Source organism: Gilliamella sp. Pra-s52, assembly GCF_009795805.1.
GTDB lineage: Bacteria > Pseudomonadota > Gammaproteobacteria > Enterobacterales > Orbaceae > Gilliamella.
In genome coordinates this window covers 108030-131935 of record NZ_WTEY01000002.1, presented here as the reverse complement: position 1 = coordinate 131935, position 23906 = coordinate 108030, and the positions used below count along the sequence as shown (strand labels likewise).

Annotated in this window: 18 protein-coding genes and 1 tRNA gene; 17 read left to right on the top strand and 2 right to left on the bottom strand. The window is 36.7% G+C overall.

Features of this window, described 5'->3' with window-relative positions:
• Positions 1–89 precede the first annotated feature (89 nt).
• From GQ594_RS02725 to yqfB, 6 genes are all read left to right on the top strand, one after another.
• A complete protein-coding gene (locus tag GQ594_RS02725) occupies positions 90–581 on the top strand; it encodes a YajQ family cyclic di-GMP-binding protein (RefSeq protein ID WP_160400441.1) in 492 nt (163 codons plus the stop codon).
• Between the two features lie 259 nt (positions 582–840).
• Positions 841–3126 (top strand): beta-glucosidase BglX, encoded by a 2286-nt coding sequence (gene bglX / locus GQ594_RS02720; protein ID WP_160411349.1) that lies wholly within the window; start codon positions 841–843, stop codon positions 3124–3126.
• 52 nt (positions 3127–3178) lie between these two features.
• Positions 3179–4873 (top strand): sensor histidine kinase, encoded by a 1695-nt coding sequence (locus GQ594_RS02715; RefSeq protein ID WP_160411348.1) that lies wholly within the window; start codon positions 3179–3181, stop codon positions 4871–4873.
• Positions 4873–5592 (top strand): two-component system response regulator BtsR, encoded by a 720-nt coding sequence (btsR, locus tag GQ594_RS02710; protein ID WP_160411347.1) that lies wholly within the window; start codon positions 4873–4875, stop codon positions 5590–5592. The genes GQ594_RS02715 and btsR overlap by 1 nt, the downstream gene beginning before the upstream one ends.
• 300 nt (positions 5593–5892) lie before the next feature.
• Positions 5893–8043 carry a carbon starvation CstA family protein gene (locus GQ594_RS02705; protein ID WP_160411474.1) on the top strand — a complete coding sequence of 717 codons (2151 nt, stop codon included), beginning with the start codon at positions 5893–5895 and terminating at the stop codon, positions 8041–8043.
• A 180-nt stretch (positions 8044–8223) separates the two neighbouring features.
• On the top strand, positions 8224–8532 hold the full coding sequence (yqfB, locus tag GQ594_RS02700) for a N(4)-acetylcytidine aminohydrolase (protein WP_160411346.1): 309 nt from the start codon (positions 8224–8226) through the stop codon (positions 8530–8532).
• 60 nt (positions 8533–8592) lie between these two features.
• Here the strand turns inward: yqfB and GQ594_RS02695 are convergent, their stop codons facing one another.
• A complete protein-coding gene (locus GQ594_RS02695; protein ID WP_202112437.1) occupies positions 8593–9057 on the bottom strand; it encodes an NfeD family protein in 465 nt (154 codons plus the stop codon).
• 108 nt (positions 9058–9165) lie between these two features.
• On the bottom strand, positions 9166–10074 hold the full coding sequence (locus tag GQ594_RS02690) for an SPFH domain-containing protein (RefSeq protein WP_160411345.1): 909 nt from the start codon (positions 10072–10074) through the stop codon (positions 9166–9168).
• Positions 10075–10504: 430 nt separating this feature from the next.
• Here GQ594_RS02690 and GQ594_RS02685 point away from each other — a divergent pair, with 430 nt between their 5' ends.
• The 11 genes from GQ594_RS02685 to truB all read left to right on the top strand — a co-directional run bounded on the left by GQ594_RS02685 (position 10505) and on the right by truB (position 23649).
• Positions 10505–12067 carry an anthranilate synthase component 1 gene (locus GQ594_RS02685; RefSeq protein WP_160411344.1) on the top strand — a complete coding sequence of 521 codons (1563 nt, stop codon included), beginning with the start codon at positions 10505–10507 and terminating at the stop codon, positions 12065–12067.
• Positions 12067–13698 carry a bifunctional anthranilate synthase glutamate amidotransferase component TrpG/anthranilate phosphoribosyltransferase TrpD gene (gene trpD / locus GQ594_RS02680; RefSeq protein ID WP_160400448.1) on the top strand — a complete coding sequence of 544 codons (1632 nt, stop codon included), beginning with the start codon at positions 12067–12069 and terminating at the stop codon, positions 13696–13698. Before GQ594_RS02685 ends, trpD begins: the two co-directional genes overlap by 1 nt.
• A 15-nt stretch (positions 13699–13713) precedes the next feature.
• Positions 13714–15096: a bifunctional indole-3-glycerol-phosphate synthase TrpC/phosphoribosylanthranilate isomerase TrpF gene (gene trpCF / locus GQ594_RS02675; protein ID WP_160400449.1), complete on the top strand. Its 1383-nt coding sequence runs from the start codon at positions 13714–13716 to the stop codon at positions 15094–15096.
• A gap of 25 nt (positions 15097–15121) precedes the next feature.
• The gene (trpB, locus tag GQ594_RS02670) at positions 15122–16315 is read left to right on the top strand and encodes a tryptophan synthase subunit beta (protein ID WP_160411343.1); all 1194 of its coding nucleotides are present in this window, start codon (positions 15122–15124) and stop codon (positions 16313–16315) included.
• Positions 16312–17118: a tryptophan synthase subunit alpha gene (gene trpA / locus GQ594_RS02665; RefSeq protein ID WP_160411342.1), complete on the top strand. Its 807-nt coding sequence runs from the start codon at positions 16312–16314 to the stop codon at positions 17116–17118. Before trpB ends, trpA begins: the two co-directional genes overlap by 4 nt.
• Positions 17119–17356: 238 nt before the next feature.
• Positions 17357–17433, top strand: a tRNA-Met gene (locus tag GQ594_RS02660).
• 191 nt (positions 17434–17624) lie between these two features.
• Positions 17625–18086 carry a ribosome maturation factor RimP gene (gene rimP, locus GQ594_RS02655; RefSeq protein WP_160400452.1) on the top strand — a complete coding sequence of 154 codons (462 nt, stop codon included), beginning with the start codon at positions 17625–17627 and terminating at the stop codon, positions 18084–18086.
• Positions 18087–18103: 17 nt separating this feature from the next.
• Positions 18104–19579 carry a transcription termination factor NusA gene (gene nusA / locus GQ594_RS02650; protein ID WP_160400453.1) on the top strand — a complete coding sequence of 492 codons (1476 nt, stop codon included), beginning with the start codon at positions 18104–18106 and terminating at the stop codon, positions 19577–19579.
• 17 nt (positions 19580–19596) lie between these two features.
• Entirely contained in the window at positions 19597–22233 is a 2637-nt protein-coding gene (infB, locus tag GQ594_RS02645) for a translation initiation factor IF-2 (RefSeq protein WP_160400454.1), read from the top strand.
• A gap of 66 nt (positions 22234–22299) precedes the next feature.
• The gene (gene rbfA / locus GQ594_RS02640) at positions 22300–22677 is read left to right on the top strand and encodes a 30S ribosome-binding factor RbfA (RefSeq protein WP_160400455.1); all 378 of its coding nucleotides are present in this window, start codon (positions 22300–22302) and stop codon (positions 22675–22677) included.
• Positions 22678–22743: 66 nt separating this feature from the next.
• Positions 22744–23649: a tRNA pseudouridine(55) synthase TruB gene (truB, locus tag GQ594_RS02635; protein WP_160411473.1), complete on the top strand. Its 906-nt coding sequence runs from the start codon at positions 22744–22746 to the stop codon at positions 23647–23649.
• The last annotated feature ends 257 nt before the right edge of the window (positions 23650–23906 follow it).

Here is a 23906-nt window from a genome sequence, read left to right as displayed (position 1 = left end):
ATTTGTTTTTTTAAACCGCTTAACTTGTTAGGCGGTTTTAATATTATTTTATAACCATTAAGTTTATAACCATTAGAAGAGGAGAATTTATGCCTTCTTTTGATATCGTTTCTGAAATCCAAATGCCTGAAGTTAAAAATGGCGTTGAAAATGCTACTCGAGAGCTAACCACCCGTTGGGATTTTAAAAATGTTGAAGCATCGTTTGAGTTAAATGAAAAAAATGAAACGATTAAAGCAACGAGCCAATCTGATTTCCAAGTACAACAATTACTTGATATCTTACGAGATAAACTTGCTAAACGTGGTATTGATGGTGGTGCACTTGAAATCCCTGAAGAAATGGAGCACAGCGGTAAGCTTTATAGTATTACGGTTAAACTTAAGCAGGGGATTGATAAAGAGTTAGCTAAGAAAATTGTAAAAGCAATTAAAGACAGCAAAATTAAAGTACAAGCCCAAGTGCAAGGCGAACAAGTTCGTGTGACAGGTAAATCACGCGATGACCTACAAGCGACGATGGCGTTAGTTAAAAACGGCGAATTTGGTCAACCATTCCAATTTACTAATTTTAGAGATTGATGCTTTTTGTGAGTAATATTGCCGATATTTATCGGTAATATTATCTTTTCCAACTAATTGTTTACCTTCATTTTTGTAAAGAATTTTAAATAAAATAAAGAAAGATTAAGAAAAGGCCTCATTTTAAGCATGATTGTTTATAAAATAAAACGATAGTGCTTTAAAACTTATACATAAGTAGCTTAAAGAGCAAGATTTTTTTTGATGAATACGTTATGCTATTTACTTGTCTATCCTCTTAATTATAACAATATTTATTATGATAAAAAAATTAGCTCTATTTTTATTTTTTCTTGTCTTTTCTGGTCCTTTATTTGCGCAAGAACTAAATGGCAAAACAAACGCAGAAAAGAAAGTCTTTATTGATAATCTATTATCAAAAATGACGATCCAAGAAAAAGTGGGGCAACTGCGTTTAGTCAGTGTTGGTGGTGGTCTAACATTAAATAAAGTACTTGATCAAATCGAAGCAGGTGAAATTGGTGGTATTTTTAATACTATTGTTGAGCCAGATCTTTCTCAAATGCAGGAACGTGCTTTAAAATCCCCTAATAAAATTCCTCTCTATTTTGGATTTGATATCATTCACGGTCATCGAACCGTGTTTCCAATTAATTTAGGTATTGCATCAACGTGGGATCGTAGTGCGATAGCTAAAGCTGCTGAAGTATCAGCCGATGAAGCAACATCGGATGGATTAAACGTTACTTGGGCACCGATGGTTGATATTACACGCGATCCAAGGTGGGGCCGTGTGTCAGAAGGATTTGGTGAAGATCCTTATTTGACATCAGAGGCGGGACGAATTTTTGTTGAAAAAATGCAAAAGCAGTCGCTTGCAGATAAAAAATCTCTAGTTACTACAGTAAAACACTTTGCACTCTATGGTGCAGTTGAAGGCGGACGTGAATATAATAGTACGGATATGAGTGAACGTAAAATGTTCCAAGAGTATCTTGTGCCTTATAAAGCCGCAATTGATGCTGGTAGCCGTGCTGTGATGGTTTCGCTTGTGAGTGTTAATGGTATTCCTGCGACGGCAAATCATTGGTTATTAACCGAAGTATTACGTAATCAGTGGCATTTTGATGGCGTTGTGGTAAGTGATCACGGGGCGATACGTGAACTGATTAATCATGGTGTGGCCAGTGATCCGAAAGATGCCGTGCGAGTTGCGATTAAAGCGGGTATTGATATTAGTATGAACGATGAATACTTCTTACAATTTTTACCTGAATTAGTTAAAGAAGGGGCGATTACCGAAGATGAAATTAATCAAGCTTGCCGTCATGTTTTAGAGTTAAAATACGATATGGGGTTATTTAGTGATCCTTATCGCAATTTAGATCCGAAATTAAATATTGAAACGATGTTTGCTAACGATCGTTTGCATCGTGAGGAAGCGCGTGATGTGGCTCGACGTAGCATTGTTCTATTAAAAAATAACAATGAAATTCTACCATTAACTAAGAATAAAAAAATTGCAGTTATAGGTCCATTAGCTGATTCACAACGTGATATTTTAGGTAGTTGGTCAGGAGCAGGGCGTGCTAATTTGGCGGTAACGCCATTAGAAGGCATTAAACGTGCAGTTAATAATTCAAAATCAGTAAGTTATGCATTTGGTGCTAATCTTTCAGATGATGCAAATTTGTATCGATTTTTAAATTTATACGGAGAAACCACCAAATTTGATCATAGATCAGCGAAACAAATGATTACCGAAGCCATTGGTATCGCTAAAAAATCGGATGTTGTAGTTGCTTTTGTTGGCGAAGCTGAAGGTATGGCTCATGAATCATCAAGTCGAACAAATCTTTCTTTGCCCGCAACCCAAAAACAGTTACTTAACGCATTGAAAAAAACGGGTAAACCGTTGGTTATTGTCTTAATGAATGGTCGTCCATTAACGTTATCTGAAGAATATGCACAAGCTGATGCTATGCTTGAAACGTGGTTTTTAGGAACGGAAGGTGGTAACGCTATTGCTGATGTGTTATTTGGTGATTATAACCCTTCAGGAAAGTTGCCGATGTCTTTTCCTGATAATGTTGGACAAATCCCTGTTTATTATAGTCATCTAAATACAGGACGTCCAAGAGGTACTGAAAATATGGGCAAATATACGACGTCGTATTTTGATAGTCCAAATGATCCGTTATTTCCATTCGGTTTTGGTTTAAGTTATACCAACTTTGCAATGGACTTTTCATTATCGAGTTCTGAAATGAACAAAGATGGCGAAATTATTGTTAAAGTGAATGTTGAAAATATCGGTAATAAAGAAGGGATGCAAACGGTGCAACTTTATTTGCAAGATGTGACAGCATCAGTAAGTCGCCCTGTTAAAGAGTTGATTGGTTTTGAAAATATTAATTTAAAGCCTCATGAAAAAGGCGAAGTTGAGTTTGTTATTAAATATGACATGTTAAAATTTTGGAATGATAAAATGGAATATGTTGCAGAACCAGGAAAATTTAATGTGTTTATTGGTAGTGATTCAAGAACGCAAGATAAGAAAACCTTCTCTTTGCTTGATAAATAAATTTTAATTTCCGTCGACAGTTGTCGACGGTTTTGTTGCTGTGGTCAGTATTATGTTTGAATTTGATCTTATTTTACAGCTTCTTCAACAAATGTGTGTTTATTTAGTGATAGCTTATTTGCTAAGTAAAACACCTATCGTTATTCCGCTTATGCAAGTGACAGTGCATTTGCCTCATAAATTAGTTTGTTACTGCATTTTTTCATTATTTTGTATTATGGGTACCTATTTTGGCCTGCATATTGAAGACACTATTGCCAATACACGAGCCATTGGTGCTATTTTAGGCGGTTTACTTGGTGGCCCTGTCGTTGGTCTGTTGGTTGGGATCACAAGTGGTATTCATCGTTATACTTTAGGGGGAATTACAGCTGAGAGTTGTATGCTATCTACTATTTTAATTGGGTTAATTAGTGGGTTATTGCATTATGTATTGATGAAAAAGGGGCGTGTTGATCTGATTTATAATCCACTTTTAGTTGGTATGTTAGGTTTATTAGTTGAATCGCTTGAAATGATCTTAGTCTTACTTATCTCTCGACCTTTTGATGTAGTGTTACATGCTGTTAGCAGCATTGCAGCTCCCATGATTGTAGCCAATAGTATTGGTGCTGCGATGTTTATGAGGATTTTACTTGATAGACGCGCGATGTTTGAGCGTTATACTTCAGCTTTTTCAGCTAAGGCATTAAAAATCGCTGTGAGTACCGAAGGTTTGTTGCGTGATGGTTTTAATCAGCAAAATAGTACTAAAGTTGCCAATATTATTTATCAAGAACTTGATATCGGTGCTGTTTCAATTACCGATCGGGAAAAAATACTCGCATTTATTGGTATTGGTGATGACCATCATTTGCCTGGAACATTGATAACATCTAATAGTACTTTAGAAGCGATCGAGAAAAATGAAGTGCAATATCTTGATGGCATTCATCAGCCTTATCAATGCTCAATCAATAAAAGCTGTCGTTTAGGATCGACTCTCGTGATTCCTTTGAGAGGAGAAAATAATACTGTTGTGGGGACAATTAAACTTTATGAAGCAAAAAATACGTTATTTAGTTCGATCAATCGAACCCTTGGCGAAGGAATTGCAAGTTTATTGTCTGCACAAATTTTGGCTGGTCAAAATGAGCACTATAAGCAACTGTTATCTAGAACTGAAATTAAATTGTTGCATGCGCAAGTTAATCCTCACTTCTTATTTAATGCCTTAAATACACTATTGGCGGTTATTCGGCGTGATAAAACACAGGCATCACAATTAGTACAAAACTTATCAACCTTTTTCCGGAAAAATTTAAAACGAACAGAAGAAATTGTTACATTAAAAGATGAAATAGAACACGTTAATGCTTATTTACAAATTGAAAAAATGCGTTTTATGGATCAGTTAACTATCAAAATTGATATTTCCCCTCAACTAGAATATGCACAATTGCCTGCTTTTTCATTGCAACCGATTGTTGAAAATGCTATTAAACATGGTACATCTCAATTACTTGGTGATGGTAATGTAACTATTTGTGCTTATAAGTCAGATCAATCATTGGTTTTAGAAGTGATCGATAATGCAGGTCATTATCGTGAACATAAAAAAGATACCAAAGGTTTGGGGCTTAATTTAGTTGATAAACGAATTAAGATTCGTTATGGTGAAAAGTATGGTATAAAAATAGTATGTAAACCTGATGAATATACTAAAGTTATGCTAATACTACCTTTACAAGAGGATATCAGTGCGTAATGTTAAACGTTATTATTGTTGATGATGAATTACTTGCCCGTGAAAATTTACGCTGTTTGCTTGAAACTGATCCTGAAATTAGTATCGTGGCTGAATGTAACAATGCAATTGAAGCGATTCGTGCAATTCATCGACTTCAACCCGATGTCGTGTTTTTAGATATCCAAATGCCTAAAATAGATGGTATGGAAATGTTATCAATGCTTGATCCTGAAACTATGCCAAGAATTGTGTTTTTAACAGCTTATGGTGAATTTGCGGTTAAAGCATTTGAAGAACAAGCATTTGATTATTTGCTTAAGCCTGTTGAACAAGAACGATTAAACAAAACTTTATATCGTTTGCATAATCATTGTTCTTCAGGAAATATCAATCAATTAAATGGCATTAATCAAAATCTAAAATATGTCCCATGTGTTGGCCATAACCGAATTTATTTATTGAATTTTGATGATGTATTTTATGTCTCCTCCAAAATAAGTGGTATTTATGTATTTAATCAAGAAAATAATGAGTATCTAACCGAATTAACATTAAAAACTCTTGAGAATAAAACGGACCTGATCCGTTGCCATCGGCAATATTTGATTAATCTGAAAAAACTTAAAGAAATTCGTTTTAATCAAACTGGAGGGGTTGATGTTATTCTTATCAACGATGTTTCTGTGCCAGTTAGCCGTCGTTATTTAAAATCACTTAAAGAGCTATTGGGATTATAATAACCTTGATATCTTTTTGCCCTATTACTATTTCTTTTACCGCTAAGTTGCCAATTTTAACCACTCATACTCTTTATCTAACCTATAACCTAAATATTGTTATCATTCTTAAAAACAAAAAATTACTATACGCTTGAACACAAAAAGGTCTTTAGTTGTTGCTTATTTCTTTAGTTTGTATGAAAAATAGGTTTCGATATCGGTAAAATTTCCGTTTTATCTTGTCACAATGCCTTTTAACAATACGCATTATGGTACTAAGTAACAAACTAATTAATCTTATAAATCACAAAGAGAATCATTATGAATAATAAAATCTTTAAGCATATTCCATGGTTCATCCTAGCTTTTGTTGGTGCATGTTGTTTAGCTGTTGTTGCACTACGGCGAGGTGAACATATTAGTGCACTTTGGATTGTTGCGGCGGCGGTTTCGATTTACTTAGTCGCATATCGATACTACAGCTTGTATATTGCTAAAAAAGTAATGCAATTAGATCCAACTCGTGCAACTCCAGCAGTCCTCAATAATGACGGTTTAAATTACGTTCCAACAAATAAATATGTATTGTTTGGGCACCATTTTGCCGCTATTGCAGGTGCAGGACCTTTAGTCGGTCCAGTACTTGCTGCGCAAGTAGGTTATCTACCTGGTACGCTCTGGTTACTGGCTGGTGTTGTTTTTGCTGGTGCTGTACAAGATTTTATGGTGCTATTTTTATCTTCTCGTCGTAACGGCTCATCTTTAGGTGAAATGATTAAAGAAGAAATGGGACTAATACCAGGCACGATTGCGCTATTTGGTTGCTTCTTAATTATGTTGATCATTTTAGCTGTATTGGCGCTAATTGTGGTTAAAGCCTTGGCGGAAAGTCCATGGGGTGTTTTCACAGTTTGCTCAACTGTGCCGATTGCTCTGTTTATGGGGATCTACATGCGATTTATTCGACCAGGTAGAGTAGCTGAAGTATCTGTTATTGGTATTGTACTACTTGTTTTATCTATCTGGTTTGGTGGTGTTATTGCTCATGATGCATATTGGGGCCCAGCTTTAACCTTCAAAGCAACAACGATTACTTATGTATTAGTTGGTTATGCATTGGTTTCTGCAATGTTACCTGTATGGTTAATTTTAGCGCCACGAGATTATTTGGCGACTTTCCTAAAAATTGGTGTTATTGTTGGTTTAGCGATTGGTATTGTTATTTTAAATCCTGATTTAAAAATGCCAGCTGTTACACAATACGTTGATGGTACAGGACCTGTTTGGAAAGGGTCGTTATTTCCATTCTTATTTATCACTATTGCCTGTGGTGCAGTTTCTGGTTTCCACGCATTAATTTCGTCAGGTACTACACCTAAATTACTTGCTAATGAAAACGATGCCCGTTTTATTGGTTATGGTGCAATGTTGATGGAATCGTTTGTTGCTATGATGGCTTTGGTTGCGGCGTCAATTATTGAACCTGGTCTTTATTTTGCAATGAATACACCACCTGCAGCATTAGGTATTACTATGCCTGATCTTCATAAACTTGGTACTGAAGATGCGCCGATGATCATGGCTCAATTGCAAGACGTAACAGCACATGCTGCGGCAACAGTGAGCTCTTGGGGGTTTGTTATTTCTCCAGATCAAATTATCCAAACCGCAAAAGACATTGGTGAACCATCAGTACTAAATCGTGCCGGCGGTGCGCCAACATTAGCAGTAGGAATTGCGCATGTGTTCCATCAAATTCTACCTGGTGCAGATATGGGCTTTTGGTACCATTTTGGTATTTTGTTTGAAGCGCTATTTATTTTAACAGCACTTGATGCAGGTACCCGATCTGGCCGCTTTATGCTACAAGATTTATTAGGTAATTTTGTTCCATTTTTGAAAAAAACAGACTCACTTATTGCTGGTTTTATTGGCACAATTGGTTGCGTTGGTTTGTGGGGCTATTTACTCTATCAAGGTGTAGTTGATCCATTAGGTGGCGTTAAGAGCTTATGGCCATTATTTGGTATTTCTAACCAAATGTTAGCCGCGGTTGCATTAGTCTTAGCAACAGTTGTATTAATCAAAATGAAACGAGCGCAATATATTTGGGTAACTATCATTCCGGCTATCTGGTTATTGATTTGTACAACATGGGCATTATCATTGAAATTATTTAGCAATAACCCGCAATTAGAAGGTTTCTTCTATTTAGCGAATGAATACAATCGTCGCATTGCTAAGGGTAGTGATTTAACCGCACAACAAATTGATAATATGCACCATATTGTTATTAATAATTATACCAATGCGGGTTTAAGTATCTTATTCTTATTGGTTGTTTACGGTATTATCTTCTTTGGTATTAAAACGGCGTTAAAAGTACGCAATAATAAACAAAGAACAGATAAAGAAACGGCTTATGTGCCAATTCCTGAGGGTGGCGTGAAGACATCGATGTCGCATTAAATACTAAGCAATAGGATACTATTAATTATAGTATCCTAGCCGTATTATCTAGAATCAATTTGCTATTTTATACTCAACAATCTTAAGTCTATTGTTGAGTATTTTTTTAGGTAATAATGGTTATATACTGTTGTAAAAATAAAATCTAAAGCTAATTAACTTTTTACATAGGATGATACCGTGCAAAATGATATTACTTTTTATCAACGTTTTAAGTCTGATATATTAGCAGGTCTAAAAGTCATTACTATCAGAGATAGAAGTGAATCACATTTTAAAGTTGGTGATAAGCTTCGTGTTGGAACTTTTGAAACTGATGGGTATTTTTGTACTATAAAAATAATTAGCGTTACACCAATTACTCTTGAACAATTAACAGAAGAACACGCAAAACAAGAGAATATGACATTAAGTGAATTGAAAAAGGTGATTTCAAATATTTACCCAAATGAAAATCATTTTTTTGTCATTCATTTTTCGCTCTTATAACAAAAAGACGCATTGTTAATGCGTCCTGTTTATTTTTATAACCAAATAGAATGAATAATATTAATGATTTATAGGCAGTACATCCAAAGTTAAACCATTCACACCAATAACTTCAACTGTTTGGCCAATATCTAAATCTTGATCACAGCTAGCTGACCACGTTCCATCTTTGATTTTTACTCGACCTGAACCATTAACAATAGCATCAGTGACAACTGTTTTAATACCAATTAAATCTTGTTGTGGTTGATTGATTTCGCCTTTACTAGATTTATCTTTACCTTGCTTTTTGAGCCAAAGCCACCAAAGGTAAGCAGATACAAGCGTTAGAATTGCAAATAAAATCCACAAAGTTGGCCAAGAAAGGGGTAAAACCCAAGCAATTAGACCAACAATAATGGCTGCAATTCCACTCCAAAGCCCGTAGCCACCCGTGCCAAGTAACTCTGCAATCAGCAGTAAACCTCCTAAGGCAATAAATACCCAATGAGGCGAATTATAGAAAACCATAAAAAAATCATTCATTATCAATTACCTTTAAAATTCATTCAGTAAAAATCTTAAACATAGCGTTTATAAATTTTGTCAAAAAATTTTAGGAAAACACTATGTTTAAGTATAAAAATTGATTTTTTATTTCGTATTTTTAATCAATTCAGCAATACCGCCAATGCTACCCATTAAACTTGACGCGTCAAGTGGCATCATAATCACTTTACTATTATCAGCTGAGCCAATTTGTTGTAACGCTTCAGTATATTTTTGGGCAACAAAGTAGTTAATTGCATTAATATTACCTGCTGCAATTGCATCAGAAACCATTTGAGTAGCTCTTGCTTCTGCTTCAGCAGCACGTTCACGAGCCTCAGCTTGTAAAAAGGCAGATTGTCTTTCACCTTCTGCTTTTAAGATTTCAGATTGCTTTTCACCTTCTGAGCGTAAAATCGCTGCTTGGCGAACACCTTCCGCTTCAAGAATTTCTGCACGTTTATTACGTTCTGCTTTCATTTGCGCATTCATCGCAGCAATTAATTCTGTTGGTGGGCGAACGTCTCGAATTTCAATACGAGTAATTTTAATTCCCCATGGGCTAGTTGCATCATCAACAATGCTTAATAACTTAGAGTTGATGTGATCACGTTGTGATAACATTTCATCCAATTCCATGCCACCAAGCACGGTACGGATATTGGTCATCATTAAATTAATCACCGCACGTTCAAGCTGATTAACTTGATACGCAGCCCTTGCAGCTTCTTGCACTTGAATAAAACATACCGCATCGATTTGCACATTGGCATTATCTTTTGAAATAACTTCTTGTGATGGAATATCAAGTACCTGTTCCATCATATTAATTTTACGACCAACACCATCCATAAACGGAATAATCATATTTAAACCAGGTTCAAGGGTATGGGTATATTTACCAAAACGTTCAATAGTATATTGATAACCTTGTGGAACGATCGTAATTGCTTTTAAAACCGTAATTAACGCAAGTAAAACAATAACACCAATGACGATATAAAATACTGGCATAGTTCAAAAATCCTTATAATTTTTTATAATAAAAATGAGTTAACTATTTTATAGGCTATTGAATTTTTTGACTAGTTTTAAATAAGAAGTTTTTTATTTAAGTCTTTTTTTATTACCTATTTTAAAAAAATAGTGAGTTATTTAAATTGATTGGTTTTTCATCATAAAATTAAATTTAAATCCTTGACATTGAATCACTGAACTAGTTTAATAGTACAAAGTTTATTTTTAATCGATAAAAATTATGAAAGCACAATATTTACATCTTATTACTCGTCAATTCATTCGTTTTGGTTGGTGGCGTATGACTTTTTGTGGGTGATGTAATGAGATTATCTTATTTTACGAAACCCGTTTTATGCGGGTTTTTTAGTTTTTGGATGTTAAACGAATCAGTCTAAATAAAAATTTAAACAGTAGAGAGTCAACAATGAATAAGCCGACATTAACACAAATAACCCAAACCATCGGTTATTATCAAGATCCAACCCAAGTGTTTTATCAGTTATGTAATAGTAAACCGGCAACATTGTTGCTTGAATCAGCTGAAATTGATAATAAGCAAGGGATTAAAAGTGTAATGATTGTTGATAGTGCATTGCGTATTACGGCAATCAACAATGAAGTCACTTTCCATGCGTTAACCTCTAATGGTGAAAAGCTGTTACCGTTATTACAACAGGCTTTTGCGAATAATGTTGTGGAGCAACGAGTAAATGAGCAAAAGTTAACGTTAGTTTTTCCGACTATTGATAATTTGCAAGACGAAGATTCACGTTTAAAATCGCTATCTGTCTTTGATGCATTAAGAATGCTGTTAACTGTAGTAAATCTACCTTTGACAGCAAGCTCTGATGCGATTTTTGTCGGGGGATTATTTGGTTATGATCTTGTCGCTGGATTTGAAAACTTACCTAAGTTACCTACTGAGCAGCGTTGTCAAGATTTCTGTTTTTATTTAGCTGAAACATTACTAGAAATTAATCACAAAGATCATAAATCCATTTTAAAAACGACGGTTTTTACTTCTGATTCAAAAGAAACTGAGCGTTTAACACAACGGTTAGCTAATTTACAAGCAACATTAAATAGCCCAATGAAAACCATTCATACTCAGTCCCTTGCTAATATCGATGTGACATGTAATAAAAGTGATGATGATTTCAATACAGTTATTAAAAAAATGCAAGATGCAATTGAGCAGGGAGAAATATTTCAAGCTGTGCCTTCGCGGCGTTTTAGTTTACCTTGTCCACAACCGTTATCGGCTTATCAGGTATTAAAAACCAATAATCCAAGCCCTTACATGTTTTATATGCAAGATAGTGATTTTGTGTTATTTGGCGCCTCGCCTGAAAGTGCACTTAAATATACTAAAGCAACAAATCAGATTGAGATATATCCCATTGCAGGAACACGTCCACGAGGTCTAACTGCTAATGGCGATATTGATTATGATTTAGATAGTCGATTAGAACTCGAAATGCGTACCGATAAGAAAGAACTGGCAGAACACTTAATGTTAGTCGATTTAGCGCGCAACGATTTAGCGCGTATTTGTAAACCCGGTACTCGTTACACCAAAGATTTGTTAAAAGTCGATCGTTACTCTTTTGTGATGCATTTAGTTTCAAGAGTTGTTGGGCAACTGCGTGATGATTTAGATGCCCTTCATGCCTATCAAGCAACCATGAATATGGGAACTTTAACTGGGGCACCTAAAATTAGAGCCATGCAATTAATTGCTGAGTCTGAAAAAGTAAAACGTGGTAGTTATGGTGGTGCAGTAGGCTATTTTACTGCTAATGGCGATCTTGATACCTGTATTGTGATTCGTAGTGCCTATGTAGAAGATGGCATAGCGACAGTACAAGCTGGTAGTGGTGTTGTTTTAGATTCGGAACCGCAATCTGAATCAGATGAATCACGAAATAAAGCACGAGCAGTTATTCGAGCTATCATGGCAGCGCATAATGTAGAAGGTGTATTCTAATGGCTAATATCTTATTTATTGATAATATTGATTCTTTTACTTATAACTTGGTCGATCAATTACGTAATAGTAAGCATTGTGTGACGATTTATCGAAATACTATTCCGGCTGATGTGATTATTGAAAAATTATCGCAAATGCAAAACCCTATTTTAATGTTATCACCAGGTCCAGGAGCACCAAGTGATGCAGGATGTATGCCAGAGCTGTTAAAACGTTTAAAAGGTAAATTGCCTATCATTGGTATTTGTCTTGGTCATCAAGCTATTGTGGAGTCTTATGGTGGTAGTATTGTACCTGCTGGTGATATTTTACATGGCAAGGCATCGCTGATTGAGCATGACGAGCAAGCCATGTTTAAAGGGTTACCAAATCCGTTACCTGTTGCACGTTATCATTCTTTAAAAGGGGAGAATATTCCCAAAACACTTACTATCAATGCACTTTGTAATAATGTTGTTATGGCGGTGCGTAATGATGAAGATCGCATTTGTGGTTTTCAATTCCATCCAGAATCGATTTTAACTATTCAAGGCGTAAAATTATTAGAGCAAACGATAGAGTGGGCACTTACGCCACCTCAAAAAGAAGAAAAACCAAAACAAGAAGCCATTGTCGATAAACAAGAATACAATGTTCAATCCATTTTAAATAAATTATATTTGGGGCAAGTGCTCACTCAAGATGAGAGTAAAATCCTCTTTAATTTAATTATTCAAGGTAAGATTGAACCCACCGTCTTGGCTACCGCAGTGATTAGTATGAAAGTTCGCGGTGAAAAACCTGATGAAATTGCAGGTGCCGCTCAAGCCTTACTTGAAAATGCTGATGCTTTTGATATTCCCGATTATGATTTTACTGATATTGTAGGGACAGGTGGCGATGGTACCAATAGTATTAATATCTCAACAGCGAGTGCTTTTGTAGCAGCTGCATTGGGCTATAAAGTGGCAAAACATGGTAATCGTGGGGTATCAAGTAAATCGGGATCTTCGGATGTATTATCTGCTTTAGGTATTAAATTGAATATGCCAGCTCAAGCATCTCGTCAAGCATTAGACGAACTTGGAGTATGTTTTTTATTTGCGCAGCAATATCATTCAGGATTCCGTCATGCAGCACCAATTCGCCAACAGTTAAAAACGCGTACCATTTTTAATGTACTAGGACCATTAATAAACCCATCTCGTCCTAAACGTATTTTATTAGGCGTGTATCATCCTGATTTAATTAAACCAATTGCTGAAACGTTAAAAATGTTGAACTATACCCATGCTTATGTGGTGCATGGTGCAGGAATGGACGAAGTTGCTATTCATGGTGAAACTCAAGTTGCCGAAGTTAAAAATGGCGAAATCCATTACTTCTCAATTACTCCTGATGATTTTGGTTTACCAACATTTACCTTAAAAGATATTGAAGGCGGGACACCAGAGCAGAATCGTGATATGTTGATTGCCATTTTACAAGGTCATGGTAAACCAGCTCATCAGGCAGCTATTGCGGTTAATGTTGCGATGTTAATGAGTTTGTTCGGTGAGGAAGACTTAAAACAAAATGCGCAGCGTGCAATAGAAATGATGCACAGTGGTAAAGCTTATACGCTATTACAACAATTAGCAGCAAGATAATGAGTGGAGAATAATATGGCAATTGCAGCATTAGTAAAAAATGTTGAAATGGCAACAGTATTGAAAAAAATCATTGAGGATAAACAAATTTGGTTAACTGAGCAGCAAGCAGTAAAGCCAGTTAATACCTTTAAATCAGCGATATCCCCTAGTGATCGCAATTTTTATCAGGCGCTAAATCAACCTAAAACTGTCTTTATTTTAGAATGTAAAAAATCGTCACCATCAAAAGGATTAATTCGAGATGACTTTAATCCAGCAAGTATAGCTAAGGTTTATAAAAATTATGCTTCGGCTATTTCGGTGCTGACAGACGAAAAATATTTTCAAGGTAGTTTTGAATTTTTACCCATAGTTCGAAATGAAGTTACACAACCTATACTTTGTAAAGATTTTATTATTGACGAATATCAGATCTACTTGGCACGTTATTATCAAGCTGACGCAATACTTTTAATGCTATCAGTATTGACGGACGATGAGTATCGTCATTTAAGTCATATTGCTCATCAACTTAATATGGGCATATTGACTGAAGCCAGCACCGAAGACGAAGTTGAACGAGCAATCGATCTTGGGGCTAGAGTGATTGGGATTAATAATCGTAATTTACGTGATCTTAGCGTTGATTTAAATCGCGTAAAAAACTTATCTAAATTGATTCCTAATGATCGTATTATTATTAGTGAGTCAGGAATTTATACTCACAATCAAATTAAAGATCTTAGCCATTATGCACATGGCTTTTTAATTGGCAGTGCGTTAATGTCAGAAGCCAACTTAACGTTAGCAATTCGCAAAGTAATGTTAGGGGAAAATAAAGTCTGTGGCTTAACCCGTGCGGAAGATGCGGTTAGTGCTTATCAAGCCGGTGCGGTTTATGGTGGTTTGATTTTTGTTACAAATTCAGCGCGTTATATCCAACCCATTAAAGCAAGAACAGTTATTGCCGCAGCACCACTTAACTGGGTTGGGGTTTTTCGCAATGAAGATATTGAAACCGTATGCCAAATAGCAAAACAGTTATCTTTATATGCAGTGCAATTGCATGGGGATGAAGATGAAAACTATATCAAAACATTGCGCCAAGAATTACCCAAAACTTGTCAAATTTGGCAAGCATTAAGTATTGATGGTGCTGTACCTGAACATGCCAATCCATTAGTGTCTCGTTATATCTTTGATCACGGTACTGGCGGTACAGGGAAAAGCTTTGATTGGTCGCTACTTGATAATCAAGATCTAAATAATGTCATTTTAGCTGGAGGCATTAATCCAGAAAATATCAAATCAGCTTTAGCGACGAATGTGATTGGTGTTGACCTTAATTCAGGGGTTGAAGTTTCACCCGGGGTTAAAGATAAACAGAAGATCCAAGCAGTATTTGAAAAAATTTAATTTTTTAATTTAAAAAGGAATGGTTATGTCTAAATTAAATCCTTACTTTGGCGAATTTGGTGGGCAATATGTTCCTCAAATATTAATGCCAGTACTTGAGCAACTTGAGGATGCCTTCATTTCTGCAATAAATGACCCAAGCTTCCAAAAAGAGTTTAATGACCTATTAGTTAATTATGCTGGTAGACCAACCGCACTGACATTATGTAAAAATTTAACTGCAGGAACTAAAACTAAGCTTTATTTAAAACGAGAGGATTTAGTTCATGGTGGTGCACACAAAACAAATCAAGTATTAGGGCAAGCCTTACTTGCCAAAAGAATGGGAAAAACCGAAATTATAGCTGAAACAGGCGCAGGTCAACATGGTGTTGCATCAGCCTTAGCTTGCGCATTACTTGGTTTAAAATGCCGAATTTATATGGGGGCAAAAGATGTTAAACGTCAAGCCCCAAATGTGTTTAGAATGCGATTAATGGGGGCAACAGTGATCCCTGTTGAAACGGGATCAGCAACTTTGAAAGATGCCTGTAATGAAGCATTGCGAGATTGGTCTGGTAGTTATGAAAAAGCCCACTATATGCTTGGTACAGCAGCTGGACCACACCCATTCCCCACAATTGTGCGTGAATTTCAACAGATGATAAGCCGTGAAGCTAAACAGCAGATTCTTGAAAAAGAAGGACGCTTGCCTGATGCTGTTATTGCTTGTGTTGGTGGTGGTTCAAATGCTATTGGTATGTTTGCTAATTTTATTGACGATAAATCGGTTAGATTAATTGGTGTTGAGCCTGGAGGGCATGGTATTGAATCAGGTGAACATGGCGCATCGCTTAAACACGGCAAATTGGGGATTTATTTTGGTATGAAATCGCCAATGATGCAAACCGACGAAGGACAAATCGAAGAATCCTATTCAATATCAGCAGGGCTTGACTTCCCATCGGTTGGACCACAGCATGCTTACTTAGATAGCATAGGGCGAGCTGATTATGTTTCTATTACTGATGAAGAAGCGTTAGAAGCATTTAAAGCCTTATCACGTAGTGAAGGCATTATTCCTGCATTAGAATCATCGCATGCATTAGCCTATGCCATGAAAATGATCAAAGAAAACCCAACTAAAGATCAGCTATTAATTGTTAATTTATCAGGTCGTGGTGATAAAGATATCTTTACCGTTTATGATATTTTAAAAGCAAAAGGAGAAGTGGAATGAACCGTTATCAAAAACTGTTTACTAAGTTAACAGCTGAAAAACGAGGTGCCTTTGTTCCTTTTGTTCCTATTGGTGATCCAACACCAGAATTGTCGCTTAAAATTATTCAAACATTAATCGAATCGGGTGCTGATGCGTTAGAGCTTGGAATTCCATTTTCAGATCCCATGGCCGATGGTCCAACTATCCAAAATGCCAATATTCGTGCATTTAATGGTGGAATAACGGTTGAAAAGTGTTTTGATATCTTAACCAAGATTAGATCGCAATATGCTGATATTCCAATTGGGTTATTGATTTATGCTAATTTAGTTTTTAAAAAAGGTATTGATAATTTTTATGCCAAATGTGCCAAGGCAGGGGTTGATTCAGTCTTAATTGCTGATGTCCCTGTTGAACATTCATCAGAATTTACAAATTCTGCCGAAAAATACAATATTGCTCCTATTTTTATTTGTCCTCCTAATGCTAACGATGAAGTCATTAAAAATATCGCAAGTCAAGGTAAAGGCTATACCTATTTGGTATCAAGAGCAGGCGTCACAGGTACTGAAAATCGTGCCAATAAACCACTTGCACATTTATTAAAGAAATTAACTGAATTTGGTGCACCACCAGCGATTCAAGGATTTGGTATTTCAGATCCTGAACAAGTGGCCCAAGCCATTAAATCAGGTGCGGTAGGCGCAATCAGTGGCTCAGCAACGGTTAAAATTATTGAGCAAAATCTTAATAATTCAGAACAGATGCTTAACCAGTTAGCCCATTTTGTTAAAACAATGAAAAAGACAACTAATAAGTAATTTATGTAAGTAATTTATGGCAATGAGTTATAGGCACAATAGTTGCATTGAAAATCAAATTATTGTGCTTATATAAACTCAGCTATTATTTCATTTTAAGGAAGCAGGCACCCATACAATGTTAAACACGAAAAAATTAATGTGTAATATTTTTTGTGATTTTAAATCATATTAATAAAACTACCGTGATTTCCAGTTGCATTTTATTCAAAATACCGTATAATTCTCACTCATCTATCGCGGGGTGGAGCAGCTTGGTAGCTCGTCGGGCTCATAACCCGAAGGTCGTTGGTTCAAATCCAGCCCCCGCAACCACTTAAATTTTCATTCATAAACCAATCTACCCTTTTTTATTTATGAAAGTTCGAAACAAGTGGCTTCATTATAGTTAGTATTTAAATGTAAGCCTCGCATGTCGAGGTTTTTTTTCGTGTTATCATTTAAACGTAAGTTTAAAAAAATGTTGGGCTTTATGCCCTTTTTTATTTTCTGCAGTGGAGGTTTGTTTGGCTAATATAGAACAACAATTAACCGGCATTATCCAAGAGCCAGTTAATGCACTTGGTTTTGAATTAGTCGGGGTTGAATATATTCGTGGTCGTTATCCTGTATTACGAGTCTATATCGATAGTGAAAATGGTATAACGGTTGATGATTGTGCTGATGTTAGCCGACAAATCAGTGCAGTTCTTGATGTCGAAGACCCTATCAAAGATGCTTACAATCTTGAAGTTTCATCGCCAGGAATGGACAGGCCTTTGTTTACGCTTGAACATTATCAGCGTTTTATCGGCGAAGAAGTTACAGTGAGTCTGCGTATTCCTGTTGCTAACCGTCGCAAATGGAAAGGACGAATTAAGTCTATCGACAGTGAAATGATCACATTAACTGTTGATGATAATGATGAAGTGTTTGCTTTTAGCAATATACAAAAAGCAAACATTGTACCTAATTTTAACCTTAAATAGAGTACGGATGTAAAAGGATGAATAAAGAAATTTTAGCTGTTGTTGAAGCAGTATCAAACGAAAAAGCGCTTACGCGCGACAAAATTTTCGAAGCACTAGAGACTGCATTAGCAACGGCCACTAAAAAGAAACATGCTGTTGATATTGATGTTGTCGTAAAAATTGATCATAAAACTGGTGACTATGACACATTCCGCCGTTGGCTAGTTGTTAATGACGTTACGCAACCAACGAAAGAAATGACGTTAGATGCAGCACAATACGAAGACCCATCAGTACAACTAGGTGATTATGTTGAAGAACAAATTGAATCCGTTGCTTTCGATCGTATCACCACGCAAACGGCTAAACAAGTGATTGTACAAAAAGTACGTGAAGCAGAACGTGCCATGGTAATTGACATGTTTAGACATCGTATTGGCGATATTGTGACAGGTATTGTTAAAAAGACCAATCGTGATAGTGTGATTCTTGATTTAGGCAACAATGCTGATGCTATGATGTCACGTCATGACATGTTACCGCGTGAAAATTTCCGTATTGGTGATCGTGTTCGTGGTATTTTATATCTTGTAGAGCAAAATAATAAACCTGCCCAACTTTGTATTAGCCGTTCAAACCCAGAAATGATGGAAGAATTATTCCGCATTGAAGTGCCTGAAATTGGTGAAGAAACGATTGACATCAAAGGCGTGGCTCGAGATCCAGGTTCCCGTGCTAAAATTGCCGTAAGCAGTAACGACCGCCGTATTGATCCTGTTGGAGCTTGTGTAGGAATGCGTGGTGCACGTGTGCAAGCCGTATCTAATGAGTTCGGTGGTGAACGTATTGATATTGTTTTATGGGACGACAACCCAGCACAATACGTTATTAATGCTATGGCTCCAGCCGACGTGGTTTCGATCGTTGTTGATGAAGATAAGCACACCATGGATGTTGCGGTTAATGTCGACACTCTACCACAGGCCATTGGTCGAAACGGTCAAAATATTCGCTTAGCATCGCAACTTACTGGTTGGACATTAAACGTAATGAGTACCGAAGATTTACAGGAAAAACATCATGCTGAATCTTTTGCGGCAATCAGTAATTTTGTAAAACATTTGGATATTGAGGAAGACCTTGCTCAATTATTGGTTGAAGAAGGTTTTACTTCGCTTGAAGAACTTGCCTATGTACCGGTTGATGAATTGCTTGAAATCGAAGAACTTGATGAAGATCTGATTGAAGCATTAAGAAGTCGAGCAAAAGATGCATTAACAACACTTGCACTAGCAAATAGTGGTGAAAAACAACCAGCTCAAGATTTACTAAATCTACCTGGTATGACACAAGAGTTAGCTTATCAATTAGTACAACATGACATCATTACTTTGGAAGATTTAGCAGAACAAGGTACTGATGATTTAGCTGATATTGAAGGTATAACAAAAGAACAAGCTGGCGATTTTATTATGGCTGCACGTAATATTTGTTGGTTTGCAGATGAATAATTGAGGAAAAGTAATACATGACCAAAGTATCAATCGAAACACTGGCTAAAGAGATCAACACTCCAGTGCAAACTCTTTTGCAACAGTTTGCCGATGCGGGGATGAACAAATCTGCATCTGATACTGTGACACAAAAGGAAAAAGAAGCTTTGCTTGCTCACTTAAAACCTCAGCAAGGCCCAACAAAGTTAACATTGCAACGTAAAACGCACTCAACCTTGAATGTGTCGAGTGGGGGTGGCAAAAGCAAAGAAATTAAAGTAGAAGTTCGTAAAAAACGAACTTTCGTTAAACGCGATCCCGCCGAAATTGCCGCAGAGCAAGAAAAGGCTCGCCTTGAAGCTGAGCAAAAAGCCCAAAAAGAAGCGGAGGAAAAAGAAAGACTAGCCGCACAAGAGGCAAAAAAACGCGAAGAAGCACAAGCTAAAAAGCGTGCACAAGAAGAAAAGGCAAAAGCAGCGCAAGAACAATCTACTGATCCAAAAGTAAAAAAAGCACAAGAAGAAAAAGCACGATTAGAAGCGGAAGCAAACGAAATTAAACGTAAAGCCGAAGAAGAAAATCGTCGAAAATTAGAAGAAGACGCTAAACGTATGGCTGAAGAAGCACGTAAATTAGCGGAGCAGTATAATGATGTTGATGAAAGCGAAACTACCGAAGAAGAAGATTATCATGTAACAACATCGAAATATGCCCGAGCAGCTGAAGATGACACCGACCGTGAAGTTGAAAGCGCACGTGGTCGAGGTCGCAGTGGTAAACAGAATAAACAGAAAAAAGGTAGCAAATTATCAGAAGGTAAAGCAGAACGCGAAGAAGCACGAGCAGCAACTCGCAGTGGTCATAAAAAGAAAGGTAAAAGTACCTTACAACAAGGCTTTAACAAACCAGTGCAAGCGGTTAATCGTGATGTTGTGATTGGTGAAACGATCACAGTTGCTGAACTTGCAAACAAAATGGCAGTAAAAGGCTCTGAAGTGATCAAAACCATGATGAAAATGGGGGCAATGGCAACCATTAATCAAGTTATTGATCAAGAAACTGCGCAATTAGTTGCTGAAGAAATGGGACATAAAGTGGTATTACGTCGTGAGAATGAACTTGAAGAATCACTCATGAGCGACCGTGATACAGGGGCTGAAAAGGTTTCTCGTGCACCAGTTGTTACTATTATGGGACACGTAGACCATGGTAAAACCTCATTACTTGATTACATCCGTAAAGCCAAAGTCGCATCAGGCGAAGCTGGCGGTATTACTCAGCACATTGGTGCTTATCATGTTAAAACTGCAAGCGGTGAAATTACCTTCTTAGATACTCCAGGGCATGCGGCATTTACCTCAATGCGTGCTCGTGGTGCTAAAGCTACTGATATTGTGGTACTTGTTGTTGCTGCCGATGATGGCGTGATGCCACAAACAATTGAAGCTATTCAGCATGCTAAAGCCGCAAATGTACCAATCGTTGTTGCTGTTAACAAAATTGATAAACCAGAAGCCGATCCTGAACGGGTAAAAGGTGAGCTTGCACAATATGGTGTAATGTCAGAAGATTGGGGTGGAGATACTCAGTTTGTTCATGTTTCAGCAAAAGCGGGAACAGGTATTGATCAACTACTTGAGGCGATTTTACTACAAGCAGAAGTTCTTGAATTAACTGCATACGAAACAGGTATGGCAAGTGGCGTGGTAATTGAATCATTCCTTGATAAAGGTCGTGGTTCGGTAGCAACTGTTCTTGTTCAATCAGGTACTTTGCGTAAAGGTGACATCGTTCTTTGTGGATTTGAATACGGACGTATCCGTGCAATGCGTAACGAACTTGGTAAAGAAGTGACTGAAGCAGGTCCATCAATACCGGTTGAAATTCTTGGCTTATCTGGCGTACCATCTGCCGGTGACGAAGCCACTGTTGTGCGTGATGAAAAGAAAGCCCGTGAAGTTGCCCTTTACCGACAAGGTAAATTCCGTGATGTAAAACTTGCTCGTCAACAAAAAGCGAAACTTGAAAATATGTTTAGTAACATGACTGAAGGGGATGTTTCTGAACTTAATATTGTCTTAAAAGCAGACGTTCAAGGTTCTACTGAGGCGATTTCCGACTCATTACTTAAACTATCTACTGACGAAGTTAAAGTTAAAATTATTGGATCTGGCGTAGGTGGTATCACTGAAACAGACGCATCACTTGCTGCGGCATCGAATGCGATTATTTTAGGTTTCAACGTACGTGCCGATGCCTCTGCGCGTAAAGTGATCGAATCAGAAAACTTAGATCTACGTTACTATTCTGTTATTTATGACTTAATTGACGAAGTTAAACAAGCAATGAGTGGTATGCTTGCACCAGAATATAAACAAGAAATTATTGGTCTTGCTGAAGTGCGTGATGTGTTTAAATCACCTAAATTTGGTGCTATTGCTGGCTGTATGGTCACTGAAGGTGTGGTTAAACGTCATAACCCAATTCGTGTACTGCGTGATAACGTTGTTATTTATGAAGGCGAACTTGAATCATTACGTCGCTTTAAAGATGACGTTAATGAAGTGCGTAACGGAACAGAATGTGGTATTGGTGTGCGTAACTACAACGACGTTCGTGTCGGCGATACGATCGAAGTCTTTGAAACCATCGAAATCAAGCGTACTATCTAATTATTACGCAACATGTTATAAGCAAGGTTTTAGGCCTTGCTTATTCATTTTTTAAGGAAAATAGATATGGCAAAAGCATTTAATCGTTCATCTCGAGTAGGACATGAACTACAAAAAGAAATTGCAATTATCTTACAACGAGAAATTAAAGATCCTCGTCTTGGTATGGTAACGGTTTCAGGTGTTGATATCTCTCGCGATCTTGCCTATGCTAAAGTGTTTGTCACTTTTTTAAATGACGACGATCCTCAAGTGATTGAACAAGGTTTAGCGGTACTTAATGACGCTAAAGGTTATATTCGCACTTTAATTGGCAAAGCGATGCGTTTACGAATCATTCCCGAAATCAAATTCCTTTACGACGAATCGCTAGTTAAGGGGATGCAAATGTCGAGTTTGGTAGCAGATGTTATCAAACAGGATAATGAACGTCATAAAGATTAATATTAAAAATAGCCCTGATTTTGTCAAAAATTTCAGGTAACTATATATTTGTGTATAAAATAAATGATGAATATAAAAAAAACTCGCCGTGATCTTCACGGCGTTTTATTACTAGACAAACCACAAGGCATGACATCTAATGATGCATTGCAAAAAGTAAAATGGTTATTTAACGCTAAAAAAGCGGGGCACACAGGTGCGCTTGATCCATTAGCGACAGGCATGTTACCTATTTGTTTTGGCGAGGCAACCAAGTTCTCGCAGTATTTATTGGATTCAGATAAACGCTACCGTGTGATTGCCAAACTTGGTGAACGAACCGATACATCTGATGCTGATGGTCAAATTATTTGTACTAAACCAGTCAAAGTGACTGAATTACAAATTAACCAAGCATTAACGCATTTTCGTGGCGATATTTTACAAGTGCCAACCATGTTTTCAGCACTAAAATATCAAGGAAAACCACTTTACGAATATGCTCGCCAAGGCATTGTCATTGAACGTGAAGCAAGACCTATTACCGTTTACGAAAATCGATTTATTGATTTTAACGCCAATAATCGAGAATTAACGTTAGAAATACACTGCTCTAAAGGAACTTACATTCGAACGATCATTGATGATTTAGGTGAATTACTTGGTTGTGGGGCACATGTTATTTATTTAAGGCGTTTACAAGTATCCAATTACCCGATTGAAAACATGGTCACCTTAGAGCAGCTACAAAATATCGAACTTAAAGATGATTTACTAATGCCGATAGACAGCCCATTGCAAGAACGCCCAAAAATCATCCTTAGTAATGCGCAAGGTAAAGACATATTATTAGGACGAAGCATCGAACTTGAAAGCTCTGCGCAAGTTGAAACCTTAGTGCGAATTTATCAAGGTAAGCAATTTATCGGTGCAGGAATACAGCTGTATCACAAATTATCGCCAAAGCGTTTAATATCAACATTCATCAACTAGTTTTGCTTAGTTTAAAGCTAACCACAAAAAACAAGTTCTTCAAGCTAGTGTTTTTTAATGACTTGGTTAGATATGAAACGGTATAAAATCCTGAATCTTTTTTACAAGATAATAAGCAATACCAATGTAAAAAATGGGCAAATAGTACCGCAGAAGTTGTGATTGTAAACTAGATTCAGAAAATCTCTGCTTAAACTATAATTTTAATATAAAGACGATTTGGTACTGTGTTATTCTTACCAAAGCGAATGTACTAC

Coding starts and splice junctions, on each gene's coding strand:
- GQ594_RS02725 (WP_160400441.1), top strand. CDS start 90: ATGCCTTCTTTTGATATCGTTTCTGAAATCCAAATGCCTGAAGTTAAA.
- bglX (WP_160411349.1), top strand. CDS start 841: ATGATAAAAAAATTAGCTCTATTTTTATTTTTTCTTGTCTTTTCTGGT.
- GQ594_RS02715 (WP_160411348.1), top strand. CDS start 3,179: ATGTTTGAATTTGATCTTATTTTACAGCTTCTTCAACAAATGTGTGTT.
- btsR (WP_160411347.1), top strand. CDS start 4,873: ATGTTAAACGTTATTATTGTTGATGATGAATTACTTGCCCGTGAAAAT.
- GQ594_RS02695 (WP_202112437.1), bottom strand. CDS start 9,057: ATGAATGATTTTTTTATGGTTTTCTATAATTCGCCTCATTGGGTATTT.
- GQ594_RS02690 (WP_160411345.1), bottom strand. CDS start 10,074: ATGCCAGTATTTTATATCGTCATTGGTGTTATTGTTTTACTTGCGTTA.
- GQ594_RS02685 (WP_160411344.1), top strand. CDS start 10,505: ATGAATAAGCCGACATTAACACAAATAACCCAAACCATCGGTTATTAT.
- trpD (WP_160400448.1), top strand. CDS start 12,067: ATGGCTAATATCTTATTTATTGATAATATTGATTCTTTTACTTATAAC.
- trpCF (WP_160400449.1), top strand. CDS start 13,714: ATGGCAATTGCAGCATTAGTAAAAAATGTTGAAATGGCAACAGTATTG.
- trpB (WP_160411343.1), top strand. CDS start 15,122: ATGTCTAAATTAAATCCTTACTTTGGCGAATTTGGTGGGCAATATGTT.
- trpA (WP_160411342.1), top strand. CDS start 16,312: ATGAACCGTTATCAAAAACTGTTTACTAAGTTAACAGCTGAAAAACGA.
- nusA (WP_160400453.1), top strand. CDS start 18,104: ATGAATAAAGAAATTTTAGCTGTTGTTGAAGCAGTATCAAACGAAAAA.
- infB (WP_160400454.1), top strand. CDS start 19,597: ATGACCAAAGTATCAATCGAAACACTGGCTAAAGAGATCAACACTCCA.
- rbfA (WP_160400455.1), top strand. CDS start 22,300: ATGGCAAAAGCATTTAATCGTTCATCTCGAGTAGGACATGAACTACAA.
- truB (WP_160411473.1), top strand. CDS start 22,744: ATGAATATAAAAAAAACTCGCCGTGATCTTCACGGCGTTTTATTACTA.